This is a genomic window from Bacillus sp. DHT2 (assembly GCF_026241455.1).
Lineage (GTDB): Bacteria > Bacillota > Bacilli > Bacillales > Bacillaceae_G > Bacillus_A > Bacillus_A pseudomycoides.
In genome coordinates, this window is the sequence record NZ_JAPHWH010000006.1 from 240,098 (window position 1) to 267,032 (window position 26,935).

General features: G+C 34.7%; 23 protein-coding genes and 3 pseudogenes. 21 read left to right on the plus strand and 5 right to left on the minus strand.

From position 1 onward, the window contains the following. The first annotated feature begins 3 nt into the window (after positions 1-3). From ORL93_RS17015 to alr, 5 genes are all read left to right on the plus strand, one after another. Positions 4-792, plus strand: a complete 789-nt coding sequence (locus tag ORL93_RS17015) for a 2-keto-4-pentenoate hydratase (protein ID WP_097795603.1) — start codon at positions 4-6, stop codon at positions 790-792. Positions 793-807: 15 nt separating this feature from the next. After that, the gene (locus ORL93_RS17020) at positions 808-1,008 is read left to right on the plus strand and encodes a 4-oxalocrotonate tautomerase (protein ID WP_006094637.1); all 201 of its coding nucleotides are present in this window, start codon (positions 808-810) and stop codon (positions 1,006-1,008) included. 238 nt (positions 1,009-1,246) lie between these two features. Continuing rightward, positions 1,247-1,792, plus strand: coding sequence for a MarR family winged helix-turn-helix transcriptional regulator (locus tag ORL93_RS17025; protein WP_097795604.1), 546 nt, complete (start codon positions 1,247-1,249; stop codon positions 1,790-1,792). Between the two features lie 262 nt (positions 1,793-2,054). Then, positions 2,055-3,254: an MFS transporter gene (locus tag ORL93_RS17030; protein WP_097795605.1), complete on the plus strand. Its 1,200-nt coding sequence runs from the start codon at positions 2,055-2,057 to the stop codon at positions 3,252-3,254. Positions 3,255-3,455: 201 nt separating this feature from the next. Further along, positions 3,456-4,631 carry an alanine racemase gene (gene alr, locus ORL93_RS17035; protein WP_006094640.1) on the plus strand — a complete coding sequence of 392 codons (1,176 nt, stop codon included), beginning with the start codon at positions 3,456-3,458 and terminating at the stop codon, positions 4,629-4,631. Positions 4,632-4,725: 94 nt separating this feature from the next. Here the strand turns inward: alr and ORL93_RS17040 are convergent, their stop codons facing one another. Together ORL93_RS17040 and ORL93_RS17045 are read right to left on the minus strand one after the other, a co-directional pair. Further along, entirely contained in the window at positions 4,726-5,595 is an 870-nt protein-coding gene (locus tag ORL93_RS17040) for a GNAT family N-acetyltransferase (RefSeq protein ID WP_265959285.1), read from the minus strand. Positions 5,596-5,618: 23 nt separating this feature from the next. Continuing rightward, positions 5,619-5,816 (minus strand): hypothetical protein, encoded by a 198-nt coding sequence (locus tag ORL93_RS17045; protein WP_097795607.1) that lies wholly within the window; start codon positions 5,814-5,816, stop codon positions 5,619-5,621. 177 nt (positions 5,817-5,993) lie between these two features. On the opposite strand from ORL93_RS17045, the gene ORL93_RS17050 reads away from it, so the two are divergent. Then, positions 5,994-6,851, plus strand: coding sequence for a YitT family protein (locus ORL93_RS17050; protein ID WP_003197206.1), 858 nt, complete (start codon positions 5,994-5,996; stop codon positions 6,849-6,851). A 26-nt stretch (positions 6,852-6,877) separates the two neighbouring features. Here the strand turns inward: ORL93_RS17050 and pdxR are convergent, their stop codons facing one another. After that, complete coding sequence (pdxR, locus tag ORL93_RS17055) at positions 6,878-8,299, minus strand: MocR-like pyridoxine biosynthesis transcription factor PdxR (RefSeq protein WP_006094643.1); 1,422 nt, start codon at positions 8,297-8,299, stop codon at positions 6,878-6,880. A 130-nt stretch (positions 8,300-8,429) separates the two neighbouring features. Here pdxR and ORL93_RS17060 point away from each other — a divergent pair, with 130 nt between their 5' ends. Continuing rightward, entirely contained in the window at positions 8,430-8,855 is a 426-nt protein-coding gene (locus tag ORL93_RS17060; protein WP_006094644.1) for a GNAT family N-acetyltransferase, read from the plus strand. A gap of 79 nt (positions 8,856-8,934) precedes the next feature. On the opposite strand, the gene ORL93_RS17065 is transcribed toward ORL93_RS17060, so the two are convergent. Next, positions 8,935-9,975, minus strand: a complete 1,041-nt coding sequence (locus tag ORL93_RS17065) for an ABC transporter permease (protein ID WP_018765500.1) — start codon at positions 9,973-9,975, stop codon at positions 8,935-8,937. Further along, positions 9,972-10,874, minus strand: a complete 903-nt coding sequence (locus ORL93_RS17070; protein ID WP_006094646.1) for an ABC transporter permease subunit — start codon at positions 10,872-10,874, stop codon at positions 9,972-9,974. Before ORL93_RS17070 ends, ORL93_RS17065 begins: the two co-directional genes overlap by 4 nt. Positions 10,875-11,013: 139 nt before the next feature. Here ORL93_RS17070 and ORL93_RS17075 point away from each other — a divergent pair, with 139 nt between their 5' ends. The 14 genes and pseudogenes from ORL93_RS17075 (at position 11,014) to ORL93_RS17135 (ending at position 26,889) form a co-directional block, all read left to right on the plus strand. Beyond that, the gene (locus ORL93_RS17075) at positions 11,014-11,580 is read left to right on the plus strand and encodes a GNAT family N-acetyltransferase (RefSeq protein ID WP_097795610.1); all 567 of its coding nucleotides are present in this window, start codon (positions 11,014-11,016) and stop codon (positions 11,578-11,580) included. Positions 11,581-11,631: 51 nt separating this feature from the next. Continuing rightward, complete coding sequence (locus ORL93_RS17080) at positions 11,632-12,135, plus strand: 2'-5' RNA ligase family protein (RefSeq protein WP_265959286.1); 504 nt, start codon at positions 11,632-11,634, stop codon at positions 12,133-12,135. After that, a complete protein-coding gene (locus ORL93_RS17085) occupies positions 12,132-12,617 on the plus strand; it encodes a GNAT family N-acetyltransferase (RefSeq protein WP_018765504.1) in 486 nt (161 codons plus the stop codon). Before ORL93_RS17080 ends, ORL93_RS17085 begins: the two co-directional genes overlap by 4 nt. A 23-nt stretch (positions 12,618-12,640) precedes the next feature. After that, positions 12,641-13,021 (plus strand): annotated as a pseudogene (locus tag ORL93_RS17090) (cupin). Between the two features lie 4 nt (positions 13,022-13,025). After that, the gene (locus tag ORL93_RS17095; RefSeq protein ID WP_098160668.1) at positions 13,026-13,463 is read left to right on the plus strand and encodes a GNAT family N-acetyltransferase; all 438 of its coding nucleotides are present in this window, start codon (positions 13,026-13,028) and stop codon (positions 13,461-13,463) included. A gap of 168 nt (positions 13,464-13,631) precedes the next feature. Beyond that, positions 13,632-13,928, plus strand: a complete 297-nt coding sequence (locus ORL93_RS17100; protein ID WP_003197226.1) for a WXG100 family type VII secretion target — start codon at positions 13,632-13,634, stop codon at positions 13,926-13,928. A gap of 154 nt (positions 13,929-14,082) precedes the next feature. Continuing rightward, the gene (gene esaA, locus ORL93_RS17105) at positions 14,083-17,736 is read left to right on the plus strand and encodes a type VII secretion protein EsaA (protein ID WP_265959287.1); all 3,654 of its coding nucleotides are present in this window, start codon (positions 14,083-14,085) and stop codon (positions 17,734-17,736) included. Further along, positions 17,708-18,211, plus strand: coding sequence for a type VII secretion protein EssA (gene essA / locus ORL93_RS17110; RefSeq protein ID WP_018765509.1), 504 nt, complete (start codon positions 17,708-17,710; stop codon positions 18,209-18,211). Before esaA ends, essA begins: the two co-directional genes overlap by 29 nt. Before the next feature lie 12 nt (positions 18,212-18,223). Further along, positions 18,224-18,475 (plus strand): EsaB/YukD family protein, encoded by a 252-nt coding sequence (locus ORL93_RS17115; RefSeq protein ID WP_018765510.1) that lies wholly within the window; start codon positions 18,224-18,226, stop codon positions 18,473-18,475. 90 nt (positions 18,476-18,565) lie between these two features. Continuing rightward, on the plus strand, positions 18,566-19,765 hold the full coding sequence (gene essB, locus ORL93_RS17120) for a type VII secretion protein EssB (protein WP_003197233.1): 1,200 nt from the start codon (positions 18,566-18,568) through the stop codon (positions 19,763-19,765). Positions 19,766-20,069: 304 nt separating this feature from the next. After that, a pseudogene (locus ORL93_RS31540) lies at positions 20,070-20,348 on the plus strand (FtsK/SpoIIIE N-terminal domain-containing protein); the annotation flags it as partial. Then, positions 20,346-24,575: pseudogene (gene essC, locus ORL93_RS17125) on the plus strand (type VII secretion protein EssC); the annotation flags it as partial. The pseudogenes ORL93_RS31540 and essC, both read left to right, overlap by 3 nt. After that, positions 24,572-25,396 carry a DUF3952 domain-containing protein gene (locus ORL93_RS17130; RefSeq protein WP_098161430.1) on the plus strand — a complete coding sequence of 275 codons (825 nt, stop codon included), beginning with the start codon at positions 24,572-24,574 and terminating at the stop codon, positions 25,394-25,396. The pseudogene essC and the gene ORL93_RS17130, both read left to right, overlap by 4 nt. A gap of 23 nt (positions 25,397-25,419) precedes the next feature. Beyond that, a complete protein-coding gene (locus ORL93_RS17135; protein WP_098161429.1) occupies positions 25,420-26,889 on the plus strand; it encodes a lipase family protein in 1,470 nt (489 codons plus the stop codon). Positions 26,890-26,935: the final 46 nt, after the last annotated feature.

Sequence of the window (26,935 nt, forward strand, 5' to 3'; positions counted from 1 at the left end):
AATATGGCTTTAGTTAAAGGAGCGGATTCAGAGATTATTGAATATTTACTTCAGGCGGAGAGGGAACGAAAAGAAGTAGTAAAGGTAACAGATCAGCATCCGGATTTAACGGTAGAAGATGCTTACATATTGCAAAAACAATTAGTTGAACAAAAGATGAAAGAAGGATCCAAACGAGTTGGTGTAAAGCTTGGGTTAACGAGTAAAGCGAAACAACAAATGATGGGGATTGAGGAAGCAATTTACGGTTATTTATTACATGATATGTTAGCGTTTGAATGGGAACCTGTGCAGTATGAAACGTTGATTCATCCAAAAGTAGAACCAGAGATTGCCTTTTTAATGGGAGATGATTTACAAGGTACTAGCGTTACAGCGGATGATGTATTAAAGGCAACGAAATATGTTACGCCAGCTTTGGAAATTATTGATAGTCGTTATTTGAATTTTAAATTTACATTGCCTGATGTAATTGCAGATAATTGTTCATCCTCAAAATTTCTATTAGGAAGCAAATGGATTAACGCTCAGGAAATAGACTTAGCTAATGTTGGAATGGTTATGTCGAAAAACGGTAAAACGGCGACAACTGGTACAGGGGCAGCTGTACTTGGACATCCGGTAACAGCAATTGCTTGGGCGGTAAATAAACTTGGATTACAAAATGAAGGGTTAAAAAAAGGTGATATTGTGCTAAGTGGGGCATTATCTGAAGCGGTTGCTTTCAAAACTGGAGACGCTATTATTGCGCAGTTTGAAGGATTGGGTAGTGTATCGATGTTTTGTGAATAAAGAGCAAAGCGAGAGATGGGTATGCCAATTGTACAAATTCAAGTTATTGAGGGTAGAAAACAGGAGCAGATTCAAAATCTCATTTCAAATGTTACAGATGCAGTTGCAAAAAGTTTGGATGTAGATGTTGAACGTGTACGTGTACTAGTAAATGAGATTCCGGGTTCGCATTGGGGTGTCGGAGGAAAGGCGAAAGGTAGTGTGGAAGAAAAATAGTGTTGTTGAGTAAAAGTAATTCTTATTTTTAATAAGAATTACTTTTTGTTTGTAGCGCGAAAGTAAGAGAGTTAGATGGTGATACGCTTCATCTAACTTGGATAAGGTGTCTAAATTATAGGGAATTTTTATAAGGATGTTCTTGCAATAAAATAGAAAAAATGAGTATAATGAAAAAGTAGTTAGTCAAACTAATTACTTTGGAGAAGGATATTGAAAAAAGGAGAGACTGGGAGCAATGACGTCAAAAAACGATTCTCATCCTTTAGGGATAGAACCTTATGCAAAGTTGATAAAAACGACAGTATCAGCAGACACGGACCCAATCGCAGCAAAACTTGGTTTACTGATGCTATGGACATCTGATGATGTTTTGGATGCAGTCGATCTGGATTTAGCGCCACTTGGAATTTCTGAAAGTAAATTAGATTTTTTATTGTTGTTTATTTTACGTGAAATTGAATCGAATGAGGAAGAAGCTAGTATGAGTCCTTCAGCTATTGCAAACCGCTTAGGAATTACACGCGCTTCAGTCACTGGATTATTAGATTGGATGGAAAAACGTGCATTAATTGTAAGGTACCACCATGCTGAAGATCGCAGAAGATTAAAGGTGAAGATTACTCCGAAAGGAAAAGAACTTGTTTTTCTTTCCTTACCAACTTTTTGGTCTTCGTGTGCATCATTGGTGGAAGATTTTAATCAAGAAGAACGTCAAATATTAGAGAAATTATTAAATAAGATGCAAATAAACATGCGATTGAAAGTGGGAGAAGGTAGGTAAATAAGTTGATTATAAAAATCAACTTATTTATTCGGCCATATAATTAGGTTACCTAACTATATGTGTGGCTAACAAAATGAGAGGAGGTGATGAAATAATTAAATCAATATTGTATTTTCGGTAAAGGAGTTGAAAAGGGTTAAGTTAAGTAGAGGGCGTAAAAAGCAATAATTTTTTATGATTTTATTTTAGGCACTTTTGAGGCGCGGAATGTAAACAGTATGAATTTAAATGACAACTTTACTAAAGAGGAGGATTCAAGTTGCAAATTTCAAAAGAAGTGAATTCTATAAAGAATTATGCGTTAATGACAGCTGTTTTATGCTGGTCGGGTATGGCAGTTATGTCAAGTCTTTATGTTACAATTCCATTGATTCCGCTATTCGCAGATTTTTTTCATGTTTCATTAACGCAATCTGCAATTACTGGTAGTATGTTTTCACTCGGTTTTGCGATTGGTTGTTTGCTATTTGGTGCGATATCTGATAAGTATGGTCGAAAGAATGTTATTCTGATTGGACTAATTGGGTTGGCGATTATTTCCTTATTATTGGGCTTAGTCAATAGCCTATCTTGGCTTGTTGTGCTACGCGGGTTACAAGGTATAACGGCAGCTACTTTTTCTCCAGTAGCGTTAGTTTACGTTGTAGAATCGTTTCCGGTAGAAAAGAAGGTTACAACCATAGGATTTGTTAGTACTGGTTTTTTAGTAGCGGGAATTGTAGGTCAAGTTATGAGTGCTGTAATTAGTCAGTATTTTGGATGGCATATGGTGTTTTTTCTTCTTAGTAGTGTATATATAGTTACTGCTTTATGGATTTATTATGCTCTTCCAAGAGGAAAATCGTCTCAATCATACGCGGATATATTAGGACCAGTGAAACAAATGGGTAAGGTCTTCACGCAAAAAAACTTAGTATTAAGCTATATGATTGCATTTGTCTTATTAATGGCTTTTGTAAATATGTATACTGTTTTAGGAAACTATTTAAGTTCTTCTAACTTTCAGTTATATGCAGAACAAATTCTCTACGTTCGCTTAGCTGGATTATTTGGAATGTTGCTTTCACCACTTGCAGGGCGTCTAACAATGAGATTTGGTGTTAAGCAGGTTCTTCAGGGAGGATTATTAATAGCCATTCTTAGTTTAAGTTCATTGGGGTTTATTTCTAGTCTTCCTTTTCTTATAATTATGAGTGTGTGTTTTGTTGTCGGAATTGCTTTATCTGTCCCGGCATTGGTCACTCTTGTCGGAGCGTTAGGTGGGAAATCAAGGGGAATAGCAGTTTCAATTTATACTTTCATTTTATTTTTAGGAACAAGTATAGGGCCTGTTATCTCTATTTATCTTATGGATATTGGTGGATATTCTCAGACTTTTGTTTTACTAGGCTTAATACTCTTCGTAGGATTGATTTCTTCTCTTTTCATTAACAATGAATCTATTTTTGATGAGGCTTAAAGTCGATTCATGCAGCTTGAACAAACATTGTAATTCTCCTCATCTCCGTATATAATAGTGTCTTAGGAGTATTATGCCATATTAAAAATTCCGAAAATTCTAGTAGTTTGACTAGGAAAATGAAAAGTATTATATTGTAAAAGGTCATAATTAAACGAGAAATAGAATGGAAAGCAATTATTGAGTTAGGAGTTTAGACCCATGAGTTCGAGATATGGAAGAGATACAATTGTTGAAGTTAACTTAGATGCTGTAAAACATAATGTAAGAGAATTTAAAAAACGTGTGAATGATAAAAATATTGCAATGATGGCAGCGGTAAAAGCAAATGGGTATGGACACGGGGCGGTTGAAGTTGCAAAAGCGGCAATTGAGGCAGGAGTGAATCAACTTGCTGTTGCTTTTGTAGATGAAGGAATCGAACTACGCGAAGCAGGAGTTACTGTGCCGATTTTAGTTTTAGGTTATACACCAGTGGATGTTGCTAAAGATGCTATTGGGTATGATATTATGATGACGGTATATAGAATAGAGGATCTAAAAGGTATCAATGAAATTGCTAAGCAACTTGAAAAGAAAGCGCATATTCAAGTGAAAATAGATACAGGAATGAGTCGCATTGGTTTACAAGAAGAAGAGGTTGCGCCATTTTTAGAAGAACTAAAAAATATGAAATATATAGAAATAGAAGGTATGTTTACACATTACTCTACAGCTGATGAAATTAATAAAACATATACAAATATGCAAACGAGTTTATTTGAGAAAGCTGTAAATACAGCGAAGGAAATGGATATTCATCTTCCGTATATCCATAGTTCAAACAGTGCTGGATCAATGGAGCTAAGCAATACATTTCAAAATATGGTTCGTGTTGGAATCGGGATTTATGGTATGTATCCTTCGAAAGAAGTAGATCATACAGTTGTTTCTTTACAGCCAGCACTATCATTGAAGTCGAAACTGGCTCATATTAAGCACGCGAAAAAAAATCGTGGTGTAAGTTATGGGAATACGTATGTAACAACAGGAGAAGAATGGATTGCGACTGTTCCAATTGGTTATGCAGATGGGTATAACCGTCAGCTGTCGAATAAGGGGCATGCGTTAATTAATGGAATTCGTGTACCAGTTCTTGGGCGCGTTTGTATGGACCAGTTAATGTTAGATGTTACAAAAGCAATGCCTGTACAAGTAGGAGATGAAGTTGTTTTCTACGGTAGACAAGGTGAGGAAGAAATTTCTGTAGAAGAAATCGCGGATACATTGGGTACAATTAACTATGAAGTGACTTGTATGCTAGATCGAAGAATTCCACGCGTATATAAAGAAAATGATGAAACGACTACTGTTGTGAATATATTAAGAAACAAATGAATTAGTAAAGGACTGAATCGCTAAGATTCAGTCCTTTACTAATTCATTTTAACCGAGAAGACCCCCTCCTCTAAACGAAGTGGAGGGGGGTAGTTCAATTTAGTAAATTATAATAATCATACCTTGTTGTAATCTCAAAACCACACTGTTTATAAAGTTTTAGAGCATTATCGTTTTTAGTTTCAACCTCTAATTCAATTTTCGTTCTTCCCTCAGTTAATAGCTGATGTACGATGTACTGCAAAATGCTTTTTCCATATCCTTTTCCTTGATAAGAAGGATGAACAGCAAATCCGGATAAGGAAGTAAATCCGTTTTGTTTATTTACTGTAATGGTCCCAATTGGCTGTTTATGGATGAGAGAAATATATACTTGGTGAGTAGGAGAAGACATTATTTTTTGTAACCAGGAGGATGTATTTGTCAATGAATCACCAAAAGCTTTACTAGATATTTCCAAAAGAGTAAGAAATGTCGCAGTCGATACAGGGATAAGCTCAATCGTATGTTTTTGTATAGTCGTTTGTTGTGTATCTAACTGAAACTCCATACCGTACTCGCTGTATAAGTATGGTAAGTTAGCTTGTTCGGCAAATTCTTTTCCAGATGTTGATGCCCCGTTTATGATGAGCAAGACTTCATCAACATCTTGTTGTTGTATTTCTTCCATGGCCGTTTGTAAAAGAGTAGTTCCTACTTTTTGTTTTCTGAAATGAGGGTGGACAAATCCTGTTAATTCAAGTTTTGTCGGTCTTTCAAATTCATACATGTTTAACACACCGATTAATTGTTCATTGTTATAAAAAAGAAAATCGTTTAGCCGGTTTTCTTTTCGATTCTTAAGAATATTGACATGCAAATCTGCTAGATAATCGATGCCATCGTTTCGCCTACAAATATGAGCTAAATCTATGATGTGCTGTATTTCAGGTATTGTTAATCGTTTCTTTTTTTGAATTTGCATAGTGTAATCTCCTTAAGAGTATTTTAGAAGAAGACGGGGTGTTGTAGCCACTCCTCTAAATCCACATTTCCTTGAACGGATAATAATCGATATAAATATCGGTACGGTGCCCTACATTGTTCTAAATTAGGAAGAGGCATAATTGTTTCGTCATGATCTTCATAACCTGGGTGTAATGTGTCTATAGATAGGATAGGGGAGGTAAATAGGCCTTGTAACATAAGAAAACTCCTTTTCTCTAAAAATTCAATAAAATAATTATATATCATCTAGAAATAGAATATATAAAAATTTCCAAATTAGTGTCGAATTTGTGTAAATAAAGCCATTTCTTTGAAAAAATAGAGAATTTTTGGTATGATAATACTAAGAAAATATATCTGTTTTGGGGGTAATCAATGAAAAAAATATTTGAATATGTTTTATTAACAATTGGATCGATTATTGTAGCTGGCTCATTGGAGCTGATTTTGGCACCAAATGGACTGGTAGATGGTGGGGTAACAGCCATTTCTATTATGGCGAATAAAGTTGCTGGATTACCGCTTTATGGTGTGTTTTTAGGACTTAACATTCCTATCTTATTATTTACTGCAAAAGTAATGGGGAAAAAATTCTTTATTCGTACGTCCTATGCCAACGTTGTAACAACTCTCGGATTAATTTATTTGAAGCCATTTCCAGCTATCACAACGTCTGAATTACTAATTGTATTGTATGGTGGAGTATTATTTGGAATTGGTGTTGGAATTGTTGTGAAGATGGGTGGTGCAATTGACGGGTCAGAAATGTTAGCGGTCTGGATGAACAAACATTTTAAAGTGCCGATTAGTACATTTTTACTTGCTGTAAATGCTGTTATTTTTGTATTTGTCGCTATTTTGTTTTCAATCGAGCAAGCAATGTTCTCACTTGCAATTTTCTATATTGTTACGAAGATGATTGATTTCATATTAGATGGCATTAATCAAGGCAAGAGTGTCATGATTATTTCGAGTAAGAATAAAGAAATTGGTGAACTTCTTATGAAGGAGTTACAACTTTCAGTTACGTATCTACATGGAGAAGGTGGTTTTTTAGGAGAGCACCAGAGAATTATCTACTGTATTACAAACCGTTTTATTTATCCAAAGATGAAAGATCTCGTTCTCTCTGTAGATTCAAGTGCCATCATTGAAGCTTCTTATTCAACGGAAACAACTGGCGTAAAACGCCCAGGTATCTCATCACGTTCAGGGCAAACATCAAATGATTAGGCATGTAAAAAAGCTGTTCCTTGCAATTATTTCTGCAGGGAACAGCTTTTTTTTGCAAACCAAGCTTCTTTTAATAATGTTACAACAGTTTCGATTGCATCAATCGGTATCCCTCCGAAACCTAATAATACATGAGCTTCTTCTTGCAAAATATTTACTGGATCGTATATGGATAGAGGGTAAAGCTTTACATGTTTTTCAGCAGCTGATTGAATGAGTTCTTGTTCATTCATGCCGTTATGAACATGTAGTACAATGTGAAGTCCAGATTGATCCCCAAGTATATTAATACCAGTGCCCATTTGATTCACAAGTGATTTGACTAGTTTATGATGTTTTTTCTTATATAATGTACGAACGCGGTTTAAGTGCCGATCCCAATCTCCTTTTTGGATGAAGTTAGCAAGAGCAAGCTGTTGTATTTTAGAAACAGTTTGTTTAAAAATGCCGCCTAAGTTTTTATAGACTTCCAAAAGATGATTAGGAAGAACGATATAGCCCATTCTTAAGGAAGGTAAAAACGATTTTGAAAAAGTTCCCATGTAAATAACACGTTCATTTGTATCAAGCCCTTGCAGTGAGGGAATAGGTTTTCCAACGTAGCGAAATTCCCCATCATAATCGTCTTCAATAATATAACCAGAGCGATCATTAGCCCAGTTTAATAACTCAAGCCGCCTTGATAAAGGCATAATCATGCCATATGGAAATTGATGAGAAGGCGTAACATAAGCAACATTCGCATCGCAATTATTGAGAGATGAAATGTTCATTCCTTGCTCATCTAATGGAACAGGATGAAAAGGAAGACTGCAGCTTTGAATAATAGCTTTTACGCGGTGAAACCCAGGATTTTCGATTGCGTATGATTTTTGCTGCCCAAGTAATTGAATAAGTAACCAAAGAAGGGGTTGTGTACCAGCACCAATAATAATTTGGTTAGGTGTGCAATGAACCCCGCGAGCATGATACAAATATTTTGCAATGTGAGTACGAAGTATATATTCTCCTTGTGGATCTTCTTTTGTAAATAATTCGTTTTCATATTGGAGTAAACATTCTTGTAGGGCTCTTTTCCAATTTGAGAGTGGAAAGGCTGTTTGATCGATGTTTCCTTGATTACAATCAAAAAAGAGCGGTTCTGTTTGTTTTTTTTCAAATTGGTAAAATGGAGCATGTTGTTTATATGGTATAACATCTACATCTACTTCCGTAACAAATATACCACGCTTCGGTTTACTGTCCACATAGCCTTCCGCGGATAACTGCTGATAAGCTGATTCGACTGTAATGCGGCTAACACCAAGTTGTAATGCTAAATTTCGGTGAGAAGGGAGACGTGTTCCGGCAGGGAGCGTTCCCTTTAAGATTTCTTGTTTCATGTAGTCATAAATTTGTATATAGATGGGTGTTTTACTTTCTAATTGTAGAGGAATGGTTAAATCCATTACATGCGCTCTCCTTTAAAACTGGCCTTATAAAAAAGGGATGAACTGCCACTTAAGGAAAGGGCAGTCTCTATTTATAATAATAATATAACATTTAGAAAATTTTATAAATAGTTAGGGGAGATTCGCGATGAATGTTAAGGAAATAAAATCAGAAGATCAATTAGATGCGGTATTATCCGTTTTACAACAATTACGAACTGCGCTTACAAAAGAGGAAGCACAATTTTTATTTCGTCAGATGAAAGAGGAACGCTATCAATTATTTTCTTTGTGTAATGACGCAGATGAGGTGGTAAGCCTTGCAGGGGTAGCGGTATGTACGAATTTCTATAATAAGAAACATGTTTTTGTATATGATCTTGTTACAGCGGGGGCCCATCGCTCAAAAGGCTATGGTAAAGCGTTATTATCATATATAGAAGAGTGGGGAGCAGAAAAGGGATGTAGTTCTGTTGTTTTGACATCAGCTTTTCCACGGGTTGACGCACATCGTTTTTATGAACGTGAAGGATATGATAAAGTTAGTTATTCATTTCATAAGAAATTGAAATAAAGAAGAGGATTACCTCTTCTTTGTTTTTGATATCGACTCCGTACTTCCTCTAATTTTTTACTTTAGTCTAATCACTTTTTTACAAATGTAACGAAGAACGTTTTCTTTCCTCTAAAGAAGCAAATGAAAAAGAATCCTTATTTTTTACATATATTTTTTGGTCTTGAACAGGTTGCACCATTACTGCTTGTGAACTTCTTGTTTTTAGGGCATCTTGTATTCCAATAGTCATGAGTTTAATGAAAAGTATAGTAATAAAGAATGTGATGAGTGTATAAAAGATAATCCATAATGAAAGATTCATTTCATAACGATTTAATCCAATAAGGCCTGCCCAATCATTTGAGAGTGAAACAGGTTTGAACTCACCTTGGTCCATTTCTTTCAGTTGTATCCCACCGATTATAATGTTAAGTAATGCTAGATGGATCATAAGTATGAGTGTTTGGACAATATGCTCCATAAATAAAACAAATGCTCGGTCTAATAATAAGACACGCAAGTGTTTCTTTATAATATGAAAACGGCTTGCCCCCATTAATTGTGAGCTCATTATATAATCTTGCTTCATAAACTCATCAACTTCTGATGAAATATATAAAGAAATTGTAGGTAGAGCAATAAAAATGAGTATGATAGCTTGATAAAGTGTAAATGGAATATTTGGACTTAGCCGATCCGCATTTGATGTAATTACAATATTAACCGGTGTGATGAGTATAAATGCGATAAATACAGTTGGGATATAATAAAATACTTCTGAACATGCCTGGAAAAATCTTTTACATTTTGCAGCGTATAAACTTAATAGGATACCTAAACATGTCCCAAATAAAATACGTAATAAACTAATTCCGACAGCAAATAAAATTGTAAATTTCGCTCCTTCTAAAATTTGTAAGAAAATAGATTCTCCAAAACGGTCAGAGCCAAAAGGTGGCATTAAAGATGGTGAAAAGGGTGCCTTGCCAAGTAATTCATTATTGTCATTGTAAAGCAATAGAGGTGCTTCTGGTATGCTATCTTTAAAGAACCAACTATAAATAAAGCTAGCTGTAAGTAGTACAAAAAGATAAATGAATCCGATTAAAAAGCGTTTTGATTTCCAAATAGACCTCATATAACTTCTCCTCTCATTTGTTTTTGCCACCTATTCATCATAAAAGAAGTGATTTGAAAAATAATATAAAACGGTAAGATAATCATGATAAGTATGATAAATGTAGCGGGAGGTGAAATAAACGCCTTCCTAAATAAAAATTGAATGATACCTTGCATATTAAAAATAAATTCTAAAATGAACAAATTAGAAAGTAAGAAAACGAAAATTGTTTTTAAATGGTGGAAGAAATGAATAGATATATTTTTGAATAAATGGATGCACAGTATATATCTTGATGAAAGGCCCTTTCCGTAAGCAACTTCTACATATTGTTTTCCATGTTCTTCTTTTATATATAAAATCATCATCCGAAACATTTGTAATGTAGGTAAAACCGCTAAAGATAAAATAGGAAGTAAATAAGCGCGATTTTCATTAAAAGAAATAATTGTGACAGGAGATTCCCCGAATTTCTGAAGTAACCAAATGAAAAACATTTGTAAGCAAATCATCATCATCATATCAGGGATAGCTTCTAATACAAAAATAAATCTGTTAATCCACTTTTTGATAGAATCCTTTGCTAAAAAATAGAAAAACGCCATGCTAGATGAAATAAAGAGTGCAAGAACGAAAGCTACAAACAAAACAGTAAATGAATATATGTAAGGTTCTAATACGGTTGGAAATAATGGTGTTTTTTTGAAATTACCGAACTTCGCTTCTGATGATAGAACTATAAGAGACTCGGGAGAGAAAACCTCTTTTAACATAGTAAAAATCTGTTTGAAAAATTGAATCGGTTGAAAGGTGAATCCCCCTTGAGTGATAAATAAATAAGGTAAATTTAATAATAGTAAGAGTGATAAAATAATCGATGAAAGTTTTATCATAAATTGAGATGTTTTGTGTAACATCAAATCCCTCCGTCATCTTTTTACAATATTATACAACAAAGTGAGATTTATTGTTTGATTTTTCAGAAGAATATATATTATTGTTATTATTAGTGATACATTAAATTCTAATATTCTACTTGATAGCATAGGAGGCAATATGGAACAGATATATTTACAAGGTAAAAAAGTGATAGTAAGAAAAATAGAAGAGAAAGATATAAATTCTTTATATTCACAAATATACAAAGAAGAAAACCCTGAATGGAAAAAGTGGGATGCGCCATACTTTCCATTTTCTATTCAGGAATACCCAGTGTATAAGGGAAGTTTGCAAGCTAAGCTAAAAGAGGAACCTTTGTCGCAACTTATTATTGAAGCCGATAACGAAATAATAGGGACAGTTGGTTTCTATTGGGAATATAAGGCGTCACGCTGGTTAGAAATAGGGATCACCATTTATGACCCAGCATATTGGAATGGCGGTTATGGTACAGAAGCTTTGCAACTATATAGAGATTTATTATTCGAAAATATGGAGATTGGTAGGGTTGGACTAACAACTTGGTCTGGAAATGAACGAATGATGAAAGTCGCAGAAAAAATTGGGATGAAGTTAGAAGGTAGAATGCGAAAATGTCGTTACTATAATGGGGCATATTATGATTCTATTCGAATGGGAATGATTCGTGAAGAGTGGGAAGCATTAAGAGAAGTGAAGGAGTAAAGTAAGAGGTATGCCGTTATTGCTACATTTGATGAGAGGTTTTCGGAGCGTGTGAAGGAGATATGGGAAGGGCTAACAGACGTTGTACATAACGAGGGTTTAGAACCTCATATTACATTAGTCGAGTATCATACTTTGGATTTGGAAACATATAGAAATGAATTTGAAAAGTTTACAGAGGGTGTGGAGCGTTTTCTAGTTGAATTCTCTTCTGTTGGCACCTTTCCTACAAATGGAACAATCTTTTTGGCACCAACAATAACAAGAAGATTACTAGAGTTGCATCAATCGTTTCATAATCATTTTACGGATTTTCATGATCAGCCACAGTCGTATTATGTACCTGAGAAGTGGGTACCACATTGTACAATTGCCAATCGTTTAGAGCGGGAGCAATTTGTTCGTGTAATGGATTTTGTATATAAAGGTTTTCGTGCACAAACGGCAGTTGTAGAAAGTTTAAAGTTAATTAAAGTGAACTATGAAAATCGGAATTCAGCTTCTTGTAGCATAGTAGCACAATACTTTTTGAAAAGAGTGGAGATATCGATATGACGTATGTAGTTAGAGAAATGAATGTAGAGGACATTACAGCTGTACAAGAAGTGGCAAAAATAGCTTGGCATGATACATATAAAGGAATCATTCCACAGGAAATTCAAGATGAATTTTTAAAGCAAGCATATTCAAATGAAATAATGAAACGACGTTTAGAACATTCATACTTACTCGTAGCAGAAGTAGAAGACCAAATTGTTGGATTTGCTAATTTTTCACCTGTAAAACATCAAAATGAAGCGGAATTAGGAGCCATTTATTTATTACCGGATCATCAAGGAAAAGGAATTGGGACAGCTTTATTGCAAAGAGGTATCGCGGTTTTAGACGGTGCTAAGAAGATTTATATTTGTGTAGAAGCGGAAAATGAAAAAGGAAAACAGTTTTATAAAGCAAAAGGTTTCGCCGCTTTAGAACAGTTTGAAGAAGACTTTGAGGGACACATGATGCAAACGGTAAGAATGGTGTTACATGTATAGTAAATGGTTTAGGAGGAGAAGAGATGAAGATATTCGATTTCGGTGAAATGGCAGGGAATCACATATCAGTGTTTCATTCTAACTTTATTATGTCAAAAATAGTAAAACATCAAGGAGAGGTACATATTGGTTGTATGCATTTACAACCAAAAGGAATAATCGGGTATCATGAAGCAGTTGTTTCTCAGCTTCTTCTAATTGTGCAAGGGTAAGGACTTGTTTGTGGCGCAGATAAAAAGAAAAAGAAAGTGCACCCGGGTCAAGCTGTTTTATGGGATAAAGGGGAATTCCATAAAACAACTACTGAAACTGGGCTTATGGCAATTGTAATTGAGTCAGAGAATCTAGAAAATAATATCCGAATGCCGATTGTAGAAAGAGAAGGCGAAGGAATAGGAGGATGAAAGGATGATTCAAAAGGCGAACGAAGAGGAAGTTCAGCAAATATTAAATTTTGCAGCACAATCACTTTTTGAAGGAACAAAAGAAACGTGTCAGTTAAGCCAAGAAAAGGCGATTGAGATTACACAGCCTCTATTAGATAAAGGAGCGTATTATTTAGTTGTAAAACAAGAGAATGTGCTAGCAGGATGGATTTTAATTGGAGAGAATACAGATTATTTTTCAGGAGAAAGACTGGGATTCATTTATGAATTATATATTTTTCCAGCGTATAGAGGAAAAGGGTTATCCCGAAAACTAATGAAAGCAGGAATCGATAGATTGCAAGAAAAGTATAAAGAAATACGTTTAAATGTATTCGCTGGGAATTTCGCCAAAGAGATGTATAAAGAATTTGGATTTGTTGAGAGGCAAGTAGTTATGACATTGAAGCTTAAACATTGAATTATATCTGAATATATAAATAAATAAAATTTATAAAATTTTTCCATGAAAGTGAAAAAAATCCCTTTTCAAATTTTTATTATTATTCTATAATTATCCAAGTAGAATTGAATTTTAGTAAATTCTATCAATTTAACCAATTCATTCATTATTAAGGGGGAAAATTTAATGGCTGGACAAATTCGTATGAGTCCTGAGGAGCTAAAATCAAAAGCTAAACTATACGGACGAAGCTCTGATGAAATTAAAGATATTCTTGGAAAATTACAAGGATTACAAAATGAATTACGTGGAGAATGGGAAGGCCGTGCTTTTGATGGTTTTGATCGACAATTCAACGATTTAAGACCAAAAGTAGAAAGCTTCTCACAATTATTACATGAGATTGATGTTCAACTTACCAAAACTGCAGAGGCTGTTGCTTCTCATGATGAAGAGTTATCACGTAATTTCGGCTTGAAATAAGAAACGTTGATATTCTCTACATAAAAAGAAGGTTTCAAAGTTAGCCATGCGACTTCTGTTGTATGGCTAACTTACTTTTAAGAAAAGAATGAATTTTAATTTTTATGTATAATAGGCTATTTTTAGATTTTTTTATTCGCAGGAGTGATAAGTATTGAAAAAAATTAAGTGGAGTATCTTGTTGTTTATCATTTTAGCACTTGTATTTGCAACAGGGACTTCCTATTTAGCTTTAAATAAAAAGTTAAAAAAAGAAGATGAAAAAAGCACTCCAAAAATGACGGTTGCTTTAGTAAACGAGGATCAAGGGACGGTATTTGAAGGGAATAAAATAGCATTTGGAGATCAGTTTATAAAAAATATTAATAAAGACAATAATCAACAATGGTATGTGGTCAGTCGTGGAGTTGCAGAAAATGGTTTGAAAAACAATAACTATAATATGATGATTGTAATTCCGAATGACTTTTCTAGAAAGGCTGTTTCAATTCATGCTGAAGCACCAGAGAAACTAACATTAAGTTATAAAGTAAATGCAACTGGAAATAAAGAATTAAAAACAGAAGCGGAAAAGACAGCCGCATCGATTTTAGAAGATTTTAATAGACGTATTATAGATGTATATTTTGCTAGCATAATTGGGAAATTACAAGCTGCGCAGGATAATATTGGGACAATCGTAGATAAAGAACAAGCCCACATGAAAGTATATAAAACAGATGTACATAATCCTTTGGCAAACTATACACAACAATTTAAAACAGTACAAGATTATACAGGTGTCTCTGTTAATAGCTTTAAAGGGTTTGAAGGGGTATTACAAAGATTTGGTCAAACAATCGATGAGGGTGCGAAATCGAATGCTACCTATTTAGGTGGTTTCGATAATCTTCAAAATTTGCAAACAGGCAATAATTTGTTAGCAAATAATTTTTCAAATCAGCTTAATCAATTTAACAGTGACCTTAGTACAAATGATGTGCTAAAGCAATTAAGTGCATTGGAATCGGCGAATAAAGTTATCGCAAGCCATTTCAATGACTCAGATAAACAATCTAATGCTTTAACTGACTCAACAGCAATTCAACAGTATTTAGCAGATGTCACAAATAAAATGAAAAGCTATGATGAAGAACTAGCAGATAAGCTCAAGAAGAATATTCAAGAAACAATTAATGAGAAATTAAAAGCAAAACTTTCGGGTAATAACACAAAAGAGATATATTTAAATACCTTAATACAACAACCAGACAATCAAATTAACGAACAGATTAAAAGTTTAATCAATAAGTTAGCAAGTATGGATGTTGAAGAAATTGATAGACTCACATTACCTGATGAGACAAAGACGCAGCTGAAAAATGTAGTTCAAGTTTCTAAGAAGTATGGGGAAGAGAATAGCTTCCATTATGAAGGCTCTAACGATATTCCATTAGAAAATACAATCAAGAATATTAAGAAAGGCCTAGCTACTGATGGAATTATTTTTGAAGATAAAGAAAAAGTTGCAAAAATGGATGGAGAGCAAATGTTTAATTTGCAACTTCCAGAGGGATTTGAACTGTATTCAAGTACGGAAGCATTAATGATTAACGGACAAGACTATACTGCAGACTATTTAAGTAATGGGAGTGTCAAGCTGCCTTCTCGAGAAGAAGGAGAATTATCTGTTGGTGTGCGTGTCAAATTGTCGGATGAAAACGCAAAGATTGATGTTTTTACACCAGTAACATGGAAATGGAATTTAACTCATACGCATGAAAAAACACCAACGGAAACGAAGCCAGTTGATCCTCCGACCGAGGGACAAGAAACAACTGGTGAAAATAATAAACAAAGTAATCAAGTTGTCAAACTGACAAATCGCACAAAAACGCCAGTACATTCAATTAAACAATTGACAGATAGTAAGACTGGTAGTGAAACAAAAGAACCAAATAAAGATGGAAACAAAAACCCAGGTGGTGGCACAACAGAGCCAGGTGGTGGTACAACAAACTCAGGCGGTGGCACAACAAACCCAGGCGGTGGCACAACAGAGCCAGGCGGTGGCACAACAGAGCCAGGCGGTGGCACAACAGAGCCAGGTGGCGGCACAACAAACCCAGGTGGTGGTACAACAGAGCCAGGCGGTGGCACAACAGAGCCAGGCGGTGGCACAACAGAGCCAGGCGGTGGCACAACAGAGCCAGGTGGCGGCACAACAAACCCAGGCGGTGGCACAACAAACCCAGGCGGTGGCACAACAAACCCAGGCGGTGGCACAACAGACCCAGGCGGTGGTACAACTAATCCGGGTGAGGGAGATAAAAAAGTTGAAACAATAGAACGTACTAATGATCATATTGTTCATCAAAAAATGGAAGTTTTATCTCCAGCATCATCTGAGGGGTTAATAAAAGACGCTGTGAACACAGTGAAAAATTATGAAGAATTATCAGGCTTATATGAACTGTATTATGGGCTTGATATGAAAACAGAAGATTTATCAGGAAAGTTAGAAAAACAAGCTTTAAAAGATCTTGCCACATCAAAATCTCTTTATTACATGTTAAATAAACAAAATGTGTTAGATATCATTACAGGTCTTGTTTCATCTGAAATTCAGGCGGAAGTAACATCTGAGATGAATCAAGTAAAACAAAAAATTAATGATTTGCAGCTCTTAGCTAAAAATGTTAACCAAAATTCAGACCGTTTGGCAGAAACATTAAAACAAACATCAGAACAAGCTAATGTAATGAATACGAATCTGACTGAGTATTTAAACGGTGCAATGAAGTGGCGTGAAGGTAGTCTAAAACTGATGGAGGAACAAAGAACAATAGTAAGTAGTCGTGAAGGAGAACAGACAGCTATATTAGCATTAGACACTGGATTGAAATCATTAGTGACACAGAGTCAATCGTTAGCTGAAAGTTCGAAAGGTACTTTGCTAGCTTCTGACGAGGTATATAAAACGTTTGATCAAATTAATAATCAAGCAAAAGAAATTCAAGACAGCGGTGTAACGATGGTGTCAAAAGCTGATACATTATTAAACGATTTAACTGATAAAGTATCGGATGATAAGTCATTCGCGAAAAACTTCAGTAAAGTATTAGCGAATAGCCGTGTTGGCGAACGTCAGAATGAACAGTTATACAAGTTTTTAGCGAATCCAGTTTTAAAACAAAATGACGGTGTTATTACAGCAGGCAATGCCTTTACACCATATTTAATTGTATTAGTATGTTTTATTGTTTCTTTATTTACGTCATACGCTATTGCGAATCAGGAAAGAAAGCGTCATCAACAAGATGATTTTGAAGGAAAATCATCAATTTTAGATATGAACTTACCAATCACGGCAATTACATTCGGAATAGCTATTGTTGAAGGAGTTATAATTGGTATCATCGCTGGGAAATTATTAGAATTCAGCGGAAATCAAAGGTTAATTTGGATTGCTTTTATAACAATTACAATGATGGCTTTTGTCTTCGTTTCAACATATCTATTACGCCAAGCAAAAATGATAGGCATGTTTATCTTATTAACATCATTAAGTCTGTATCTATTTTTAACAGAAGCTGTTGGAGTTAAGGTAACTAAGACATCATATCTTGGTAAGTTACGTGAATTTTCACCACTTCAATATATAGAAGATTTCTTAAATAATTTTATAAGTGGTAAAAATGATGGTCATGTCACTTTCGCAGTCCTTCTTGTAATAGCAATTGTTGGATTTATTATCAATCTATTTGTATGGCATAAAAGGTGGGAGGAAAAAATTGACGATGATGAAACAATGCATACAGCTGGCTAGATTATCATTTGTCTTTTTTCTTTTCTTGTTTGCTGCGCCCCTCATGGGTAGCGCAGCAGACAGTTACCTGAATGATAATGGTAAACTTGATTTCAAAGTAGATCGGCTACATGAAGATAACCAAGAAAGAAATGAAAAAGGACAGCAAGAGACAGAGCTCGATAAAGCAGCAATTCAATTATTTAATGAAGAAGTTGAAAAACAAATTAATGAAAAACAAAAGAAAGAAAAGAAAGAAATGAAAGAGTTGAATGACTCTTTATTTTTGAATACGAAAAAAATAGATAAAATGAAAGACACACAGAAGAGTTTGTTTTCAAAAAACTATAACGTGAGAGCAAGTTCTAGTGAAATGGATCATAGCCAAGCCAAAACAGAAGAGTCAATTAGTCCGACATTGATTGGATTAATTATTATTGGCGTTATATTCATTTTTATTGGATTTGGAATCATCATTCGGAAAATTTGGATGTAAGGAGAATCACAAATGGCTATACAGACACATATTAACGTCACTGTTGATTTTCATAAATGGAATGGAAATACATACGATTTACGAATCCCAAATCATCAGTCTGTTAAATATTTGCTTAAAAATTTAATTGAAACATTAAAAATTGAAAAATACGATACATCAAACTACGTAATTAAAGTTGTGAATAAATCGTTATTATTAACAGATGATGATAGATTGGTAGATCACCAAGTAACAGATGGAGATATATTACAAGTAATATAAATTACATAATCATGAACGCAGCATGTAACCTACTCAAGTGAATTCGTAAAATCAGAATAGGTTTATGGTGAAAAGGAGAAGAGGAAGAACATGACGGAGAAAACAATTCAGATTGATTCAATGGAGTATCGATTTGAAATAGAAGAAGATACTTGGAAATTAGAACTTGCTAAATCTCAAACGCAAGTAAAAGATACCCGTCAATTGGAGTTATTAACGGAAAAATCATCAATGTTTCTACCAGTAACAATAGAAGAGCATGATGATACATTTACTTTTACATATACGGTAGAAAAGAAATTATTGAAATGGGAAGATGTAAAGAAATTAGAAAGAAATGAGAAATTACGTTTAATCCGAAATCTATCTCATTTTCAAGAGTATTTGCATAGAAGAATAACTTTCTTTTTACACCCGGATAATTTAGTATTTGATGCAAATTTAATGCCTTTTATTATACATCGCGGAATTCGAGAGATTGCCCCGCCCAAACCACTAACAGAAAATCAATTTTTACTCCACTACAAATGTTTTATTATTGCTTTGTTTTCCAAAAAACATAGTTATGATGATCTATATGCTGGTTTATTGGAAAGCGCAAAAGAAACTACATTTGAACAGAATGTGGTCAACATGGAAAGCTTTGAGGAACTGAAACAGTTTATCGAAGTGAATTTTTTAAAGGAGCAAGCAAAAGCAGAAAAAACAATGCAACTTGTTCCGAAAAAGCAGTTTAAATTATTTAAATACTTAGCATTTTCATTTGCGGCAGCTACAGTTATCTTAGCAGCACCAGTCGTTTACTACACATTTATGAAAGTGCCGTATCAAAATACACTTCTAGAAGCTAATAAAAATTTCTTAGCAACGGATTACGATAAGGTAATTAGTAATTTGAATGAGGAAGAGTTTGAATCATTACCGCTAGCATCTAAATATGAGTTAGCGTATTCCTACTTGAAAGTAGAGAAATTATCTGATGAGCAAAAAGCAGCAATTATGAAAAATGTTACTTTAAAAAGTGATGAAAAGTATTTATTGTACTGGATTTACAACGGAAAAGGTAATTTTGATAAATCGTTAGATTTAGCGAAAAGTGTGGATGATCCACAATTAATCATGTATGGCTTAATTAAACAAATAGAAGCAGTGAAAAATAATCCGGATTTACCAGGAAAAGAGCGCGATGAAAAGCTAAAAACATTTGAACAACAATTGAATGAATATAAGAAAAAATATAGTGATTCATCCAATGAAAAAGATATATCTAATACAAAAAAAGCAAAGTAAAAGGATGAAGACTTTTGCTGAATCTATATGAAAATGGATATATAAACAACAAGAAAAGATAGGGAGTACGTATATATCCAATCTATATAAATACAAAATGAAAAACCGACATAAACCCTTTCTTTTTAGGTGGGAAAGAGCGTCCGTCCATGGAGCCCATGCTAAGTGAAAACAAAAAGAGAAAACGAGTGTAGGATACCTTTTATTTTTCATAGCAGCGACTTATATGTTGGAAAATCAAAATGGATATATATGTATGGAAACTCCTTACAGATAGAGCGAACAAAAGGAGAAGTGGAGAAGTATGGAGCAACTACTTGCACTAAGTTACGGCAATCGATTACATAAATGCCGCTTACATCCATCCGAACGTCCTACAGTGACGATTGGGAAAGAATGGTCAAATCATATTACTGACTTTGATTTAGATGAATCACTTTTGCTAAATTGGGATAGCGAATTAGAAGCTTGGAAGATAGGAGAGCAGGTCCTTTATTTTAATAAGGCGAATACAATTCAATTAAAGAATAACAAGGCTATGCGTATTTGGATTGCAACTGTAGAAGAAGTAATTGTATATGATACATCAACGAAATATTCGATAGCAATTAGTAAAAATGACTACGATGATATAACAGTTCATGATGCTACTACAGATTTTCTGTTCATTCGTGAAACATTAGATGAGCCGTTTAAAATTAACGTGTATGAGGGGAACGTCTTTCATAATTATTCTAAATTGGAAGGTACAGCGAATTTAGAAGCTGGAGATCACTTGTATTTTGATGGCGTAACAATTCAAATTGGAAGTGAAGATGTTCAAATATTCGCAGCAGAAAAACGGGTAGACTCGACATTACCTCGTTTACTAGAAGCGGACAGCTTTTATCATGATGAGTATCCAGATTATCATCGTTCACCACGGATTATTTATCGTGAGCCAGTTGAAAAAATGATAATTGCAAAACCATCATCAAAACCATCAAAACCAACAGAGCATCTAGCAAGGATTATTGTTCCATCTCTCGTAATGATTGTGGTAACTGTCATGTTATCCATATTTCAATCATACGGTTTATTTATTTTCGCATCGCTAGCAATGACAGTCGTGACTGTTATTGTTTCGATCACATCGTACATAAAAAACTTAAAGCAATACAAAATTGATATTGCCGAGCGAGATAAGAGTTATCGAGAATACTTAATGCAAAAAACAAAGGATTTACATGCTGAAAGTGAGAAACAGCGTCATGCACTTCATTATCATTATCCAGATGTTACCGAAATTAGAGAAATGGCGATAGAAGTGAACCCTCGTATATATGAAAAAACAATCATGCATCATGATTTCTTAACATACCGAGTGGGAAAAGGGAATGTAGATACTAGTTTTGAAATTGAATTTAATGAAGAGGAATTTAGCCAGTTTAAAGACGAGCTTATTGCCATGGCACGTGAGCTAAGACAGCAATATCTTTCTCAAGCCGATGTTCCGGTTGTAACAGATTTAATGAATGGACCAGTTGGATATATTGGGCAGCGTTCGTTAGTGCTCGAACAATTACAACTATTAGTGATGCAAACAGCTTTATTCCATAGTTATTATGACTTGCAGTTTATTACAGTCTTTCCTGAAGAGGAGAAGAAGAAGTGGGACTGGATGCGCTGGTTGCCTCATGCAAGTGTACGTGATATTAATGTACGTGGTTTTGTATATCATGATAGAAGCCGAGACCAAGTACTGAATAGTTTGTATCAAATATTGAAAGAACGAAAACTGAAAGTAGATGAAAAAAGCAATTCAAGTGAAAAAATACATTTTTCACCGCATTATGTTGTCCTTATAACGGATGAAAAACTCATCTTAGATCACGTTGTAATGGAATTCTTTAATGAAGATCCAAGTGATTTAGGTGTATCACTCGTATTCGTTCAAGATGTGATGCAAAGCTTACCGGAGCATGTGAAGACAGTTGTTGACATAAGAGACTCGAAAAAAGGAAATATCATCTTAGAACAAGGGGAACTTGTAAATCGTCAGTTCGCACCGGATCATTTTCCAGAAGGATTTAATTTAGAAGATGTAGCTAGAGCACTTGCACCATTGAATCACCTGCAAAACTTGAAAAATAGTATTCCAGAAAGTGTTACATTCTTAGAAATGTATGGCGTTGAAAAAATTGATGAATTAAATATTACAGGCCGCTGGGCAAAAAATGCTGCTCATAAATCATTAGCTGTACCGCTTGGTCTTCGCGGTAAAGAAGATCTTGTAAATTTAAACTTACATGAAAAAGCACACGGACCACACGGGTTAATCGCTGGTACTACAGGTTCTGGTAAGTCAGAGATTATTCAGTCGTATATTCTATCTCTTGCGGTCAATTTCCATCCTTATGAAGTTGCGTTTCTATTAATTGACTATAAGGGCGGAGGAATGGCGAACTTATTTAGAAATCTACCGCACTTACTAGGAACGATTACGAATTTAGATGGTGCGCAAAGTATGCGTGCACTCGCTTCGATTAAGGCAGAATTACAAAAACGCCAACGCTTATTTGGCGAGAATAATGTGAATCATATTAACCAATATCAAAAATTATACAAAGAAGGCGCTGTAACAGAGCCGATGCCGCATCTATTCTTAATTAGTGATGAGTTCGCGGAGTTGAAGGCAGAGCAGCCAGACTTTATGAAAGAATTAGTTTCAACAGCGCGTATCGGGCGTTCTCTTGGTATTCATTTAATACTGGCTACACAAAAACCAACCGGGGTTGTCGATGATCAAATTTGGAGTAACTCGAAATTTAAACTAGCGCTTAAAGTGCAAAATACATCAGACAGTAATGAAATATTAAAAACACCTGACGCAGCAGAAATTACACTGCCAGGACGCGCGTACTTACAGGTCGGAAATAATGAAATCTATGAACTATTCCAATCTGCATGGAGCGGTGCTGACTATGTAGAAGATAAGGATGATCAAGATCGTCTCGATACAACAATTTATGCAATCAACGACTTAGGTCAATATGAAATCTTAAGTGAAGACTTAAGTGGACTTGGAGATAACAAAGAAGTTGCGACGGTGCCGTCTGAACTTGATGCAGTTATCGATTATATTCATGATTATACAGAAGAAAGACAAATTGAAGCGCTCGCAAGACCGTGGTTACCACCGCTTCCAGAAAAAATATTCCTGCAAGACTTACATCCAGTGCACTTTAAAGAAGCATGGAATGAAGCGAAGAAACCATTACAAGCAATAGTTGGTTTACTAGACCAACCTGAATTACAATCACAAACACCATTAACATTAGACATAAGTAAAGATGGACATGTAGCCGTCTTCTCAAGTCCAGGTTACGGTAAATCGACGTTCTTACAATCAGTCATTATGGATGTAGCGCGTCAAAATAGCCCGGAGCATTTGCATGTGTATTTAGTAGACCTTGGTACGAATGGTCTCTTACCATTAAAGGGACTGCCACATGTTGCGGATACGATTACGATTGACGAAGCAGAAAAGTGCTTAAAACTAGTTGAAAGATTAACGCAAGAGATGAAACAACGTAAACGTATGTTAAGTGAATATGACGTTGCAAGCATAGAAATGTATGAAAAAGCTAGCGGTAAACAAATGCCGAATATCATCGTTACGATTGATAATTACGATGCGGTAAAAGAAGCTAGATTTTACGAAGACTTTGAAATGTTAATGATACAAATTGTTCGCGATGGCGCAAGCTTGGGTATTCACACACTAATCAGTGCAGGTCGACAAAATGCACTGCGTATTCAGCTATATAACAACATTAAATTGCAAACATGTCTATATATGATTGATCAAAGTGAAATCTCAGGCATTGTAGGTCGATCTGATGTAAAAGTGGAAGAAATGGCAGGACGAGCAATTATAAAACTAGATTCACCGACATTATTCCAGGCAGTGTTACCAACAAAAGCAGAAGATGAATTACAACAAATTCAATTATTGCAACAAGAAGCAAGTGAAATGGATCAAGAATGGGATGGAGAACGTCCGAAGGCAATTCCAATGATGCCAGAAATCATTGATCTTGTAACATATCGTAAAAACAAGGACGTTACCAAAGCATTACAAGCAGGAAAAGTTCCACTGGGACTTGACTTCACAAATGTAGAAGTCGTTGCGCATGATATTGCAGTTAATGATCATTTAATGGTTTACAGTGCAGATGATAGTATTAGAAAACAAGTCATATCAAGTATACTCTCCCAAATGAATAAAGACTATTTTGAGAGTATAACATTAGTAGATACAGCGGAGTATAGCTTCGTTCAGTATAAAGACAATGTGACTCATTACATCGTAGAAGAAAATGAAGTAAACGTTCACGTGAAATACTGGATGGAAATGATTCGTGAACGATCCCTTGAATTATCACAAGCAAGACAAGAAGGAAGAGAAATACCAGTGTTTACAAAACAACTTATCATTATGACAAACGTTGAAGAATTTAGCAGACTCGTTTACTTAGAAACAGACGACGCAACAACTTTAATGGATCTATCTCGTGCAGTTGGTATTTACTTCGTCCTAGCAGGACATCATGACTATATGGATCGAAACCGAGATGCCTTACCGATGAAAATGAGAAGTAAACTAACAGCGGGCATCATCGCAATGCCATTAAACGACCAAAGTGTTTTCAACATCAAGTATGTAAGTAACGAACCAGCTCTAGGAAAAGATGAAGTATACTATTATGTAAAAGGAAACATAATCAAATTGAAAATGCCAAGAGTAACGAACGAGGTGACTGTATGAAACTGAAAAAGAAAGCTAAGGTGATGATTGTTATGACGATAGTTGCGAGTTTATTTAGTGGGTGTGGTTTTGGAGAAACGAAAATAGACTATGAGAGATTTGTAAAAGCTTTGGATGAAGGGGATATGAAGACGGTTATGTCTGCGAGTGATGATGGGTATGCGAGTGTAGAAGAACAAATCATACACTCCATTATAGAAGAAAAAGAAGATGGAGAATATAGAAGAACAATATATCAAACTACTGATGGTATATACAATACGAATGATAAGAGTTTATATGGAACTACAACACAAGAAATAGCTGATAAAACAACTAATGATAAAAATAAGGAGAACAATAGTTATAAATCAGAAGAAAAATATAATACCTATATTATTTATAAAAATGATCAAGCGCAAAGTTTGAATCCAAGTTTAGACGTTTCTTCGATTAAGCTAGTTATAGATAATTTAGAAGGAATAGGGAAATTAAAGCCAGATAAAGATACAAAGGGGTTTGATGAACCGAACAGTATTGGTATTGGATTAACAGAAGTGCAATTTAAAGACATGATAAATGATAAATTAAAACTACAATATGATAAATTTCAAGATGCATCGATTGTTATAGATTTTAATTCTGCCAAAGACAGAAAAGAAAAAACGATGCGAATAAGTGAAATTACGATATCAATAACGTACGATAAAAAGAATGAGGAAGGCAAGATGTTGAAACATATTCAACAAATAGCAGTTAGATTTAATGGTAAAGAAGAAAACACTAAAAATGCTAAAAAAGAATATTTAAATTATAAAAAACAATATTACGATAACAAATAAAGTAAGGAGAGGTGTGGTGAAATATGTCGAACAAGTTGAAAATATCCTCTGATTTAGGGAAATTAGAGTTGGCTGGTGATGATATTTATAAATTTAATGCAAGAGAAAAGCCTTATAATAAACCTTATAATGAAAACAAAATTCAATTAGAGGATAAATTTAATGCTACACTCATAGACTTTGAAGACGATAAAATTACTGGATTCGGAGCTTATGCACTTAAAGATAATAATACAGGTGACATTACAATAGCATATGTAGGAACACAGCCAAAGCAAACATACTTTGGTATTGGAGCAATTGACTCTCCTGATGTGTGGGCAGATGCGTCAATTGGACTTAATAATTTGTTTAATACAGACTACCCCGTTAGGCAGTACGATATGGGGGTAGATTTTTATGAAAGAGTTAAGAGAAATCATGGACAAAATAATAATATAACGTTAACAGGACATTCGTTGGGTGGAGGCATAGCAAATACAGTTGCATTAAGAAATCAAAAGGATAATATTCCTGTATTAACTTTAAATCCTGCACCTGTATTAAATACGGATGTTGACAAATACGGTGACGGTTCCAATATGAAGAATAACCTCAGTATTGTAAATGAGAATGACCCTTTGTATGGAGGCATAAAAGTTGCAGATTTTGTTATCCCTGGAAGGGTGTATATGATGCTGAATGGGGAAGGACATTCTTTTGTTGAGAACGGTGAATATTATGATGAAAATAAAGATTTACGTTTAAACAAGCTTAAAGCTGGGAATGATACGGGGCCGGATTGGACTCCCGCTTTTTTGGAGCTGTCAGGGTCGGCAGGAAATTTGTATAAGGGGCTTGCTGGGAAAAAAAATCTTAGTGCAAAGGAAGAAGCTATAGTAGATATAGTGGTAAATGGTACACCAGTTGGTGCATTACTACTTGTACTAATGACTGCAGGGGATTTTACTCAGATAGCTAATAAATTTGAAAGTATAAAATCAACAGCTGCAACAGAAGCTATCAAATTTAGTATAACAGCTACGATAAAAATTAAGAGCGCAGTAGATACCGCTGTAGATTGGATCGAAACAACTCTAGCTAAATGTAAAGAAAAGGTGTTAGAAGTATTAGAATCTGTATTTAATGCGGCTGTAGACTTTTTAGCAGGAAGTGTCGTTGTGTATTTAGCAGCAACTGAAATTTTAGAGATTGCCAAGGAAGTAGCGGGTTCTTATGTGCAGGATTTACTAGATATGTTTAAAGGGGATTTTCACATAGATACAAATGTTACTGCAATTGTAGCAGAGCATATTTTAACTCATCGACACTCATTGCTTCATCTCTTTATGAATGATGGTAGTAGAGGAATAAACCGTTCATTGTTAGGTGAAATCTCAAAAGATGTAAAAGAGCTCTCAAAAGATTTGAAACAATTGAATGAAGATGTTTCAGAAGCAATCTTTTCTATGATTGCAAAAGATGAGGAGTTAGGAGCAGTAACATATTATTAATATTTTTTCTAACTAAATATATTTCTTTTCAATACGCGGACTTTGG

Coding starts and splice junctions, on each gene's coding strand:
- ORL93_RS17015 (WP_097795603.1), top strand. CDS start 4: ATGGCTTTAGTTAAAGGAGCGGATTCAGAGATTATTGAATATTTACTT.
- ORL93_RS17020 (WP_006094637.1), top strand. CDS start 808: ATGGGTATGCCAATTGTACAAATTCAAGTTATTGAGGGTAGAAAACAG.
- ORL93_RS17025 (WP_097795604.1), top strand. CDS start 1,247: ATGACGTCAAAAAACGATTCTCATCCTTTAGGGATAGAACCTTATGCA.
- alr (WP_006094640.1), top strand. CDS start 3,456: ATGAGTTCGAGATATGGAAGAGATACAATTGTTGAAGTTAACTTAGAT.
- ORL93_RS17040 (WP_265959285.1), bottom strand. CDS start 5,595: ATGCAAATTCAAAAAAAGAAACGATTAACAATACCTGAAATACAGCAC.
- ORL93_RS17045 (WP_097795607.1), bottom strand. CDS start 5,816: ATGTTACAAGGCCTATTTACCTCCCCTATCCTATCTATAGACACATTA.
- ORL93_RS17050 (WP_003197206.1), top strand. CDS start 5,994: ATGAAAAAAATATTTGAATATGTTTTATTAACAATTGGATCGATTATT.
- pdxR (WP_006094643.1), bottom strand. CDS start 8,299: ATGGATTTAACCATTCCTCTACAATTAGAAAGTAAAACACCCATCTAT.
- ORL93_RS17060 (WP_006094644.1), top strand. CDS start 8,430: ATGAATGTTAAGGAAATAAAATCAGAAGATCAATTAGATGCGGTATTA.
- ORL93_RS17065 (WP_018765500.1), bottom strand. CDS start 9,975: ATGAGGTCTATTTGGAAATCAAAACGCTTTTTAATCGGATTCATTTAT.
- ORL93_RS17070 (WP_006094646.1), bottom strand. CDS start 10,874: ATGTTACACAAAACATCTCAATTTATGATAAAACTTTCATCGATTATT.
- ORL93_RS17075 (WP_097795610.1), top strand. CDS start 11,014: ATGGAACAGATATATTTACAAGGTAAAAAAGTGATAGTAAGAAAAATA.
- ORL93_RS17085 (WP_018765504.1), top strand. CDS start 12,132: ATGACGTATGTAGTTAGAGAAATGAATGTAGAGGACATTACAGCTGTA.
- ORL93_RS17095 (WP_098160668.1), top strand. CDS start 13,026: ATGATTCAAAAGGCGAACGAAGAGGAAGTTCAGCAAATATTAAATTTT.
- ORL93_RS17100 (WP_003197226.1), top strand. CDS start 13,632: ATGGCTGGACAAATTCGTATGAGTCCTGAGGAGCTAAAATCAAAAGCT.
- essA (WP_018765509.1), top strand. CDS start 17,708: ATGATGAAACAATGCATACAGCTGGCTAGATTATCATTTGTCTTTTTT.
- ORL93_RS17115 (WP_018765510.1), top strand. CDS start 18,224: ATGGCTATACAGACACATATTAACGTCACTGTTGATTTTCATAAATGG.
- essB (WP_003197233.1), top strand. CDS start 18,566: ATGACGGAGAAAACAATTCAGATTGATTCAATGGAGTATCGATTTGAA.
- ORL93_RS17130 (WP_098161430.1), top strand. CDS start 24,572: ATGAAACTGAAAAAGAAAGCTAAGGTGATGATTGTTATGACGATAGTT.
- ORL93_RS17135 (WP_098161429.1), top strand. CDS start 25,420: ATGTCGAACAAGTTGAAAATATCCTCTGATTTAGGGAAATTAGAGTTG.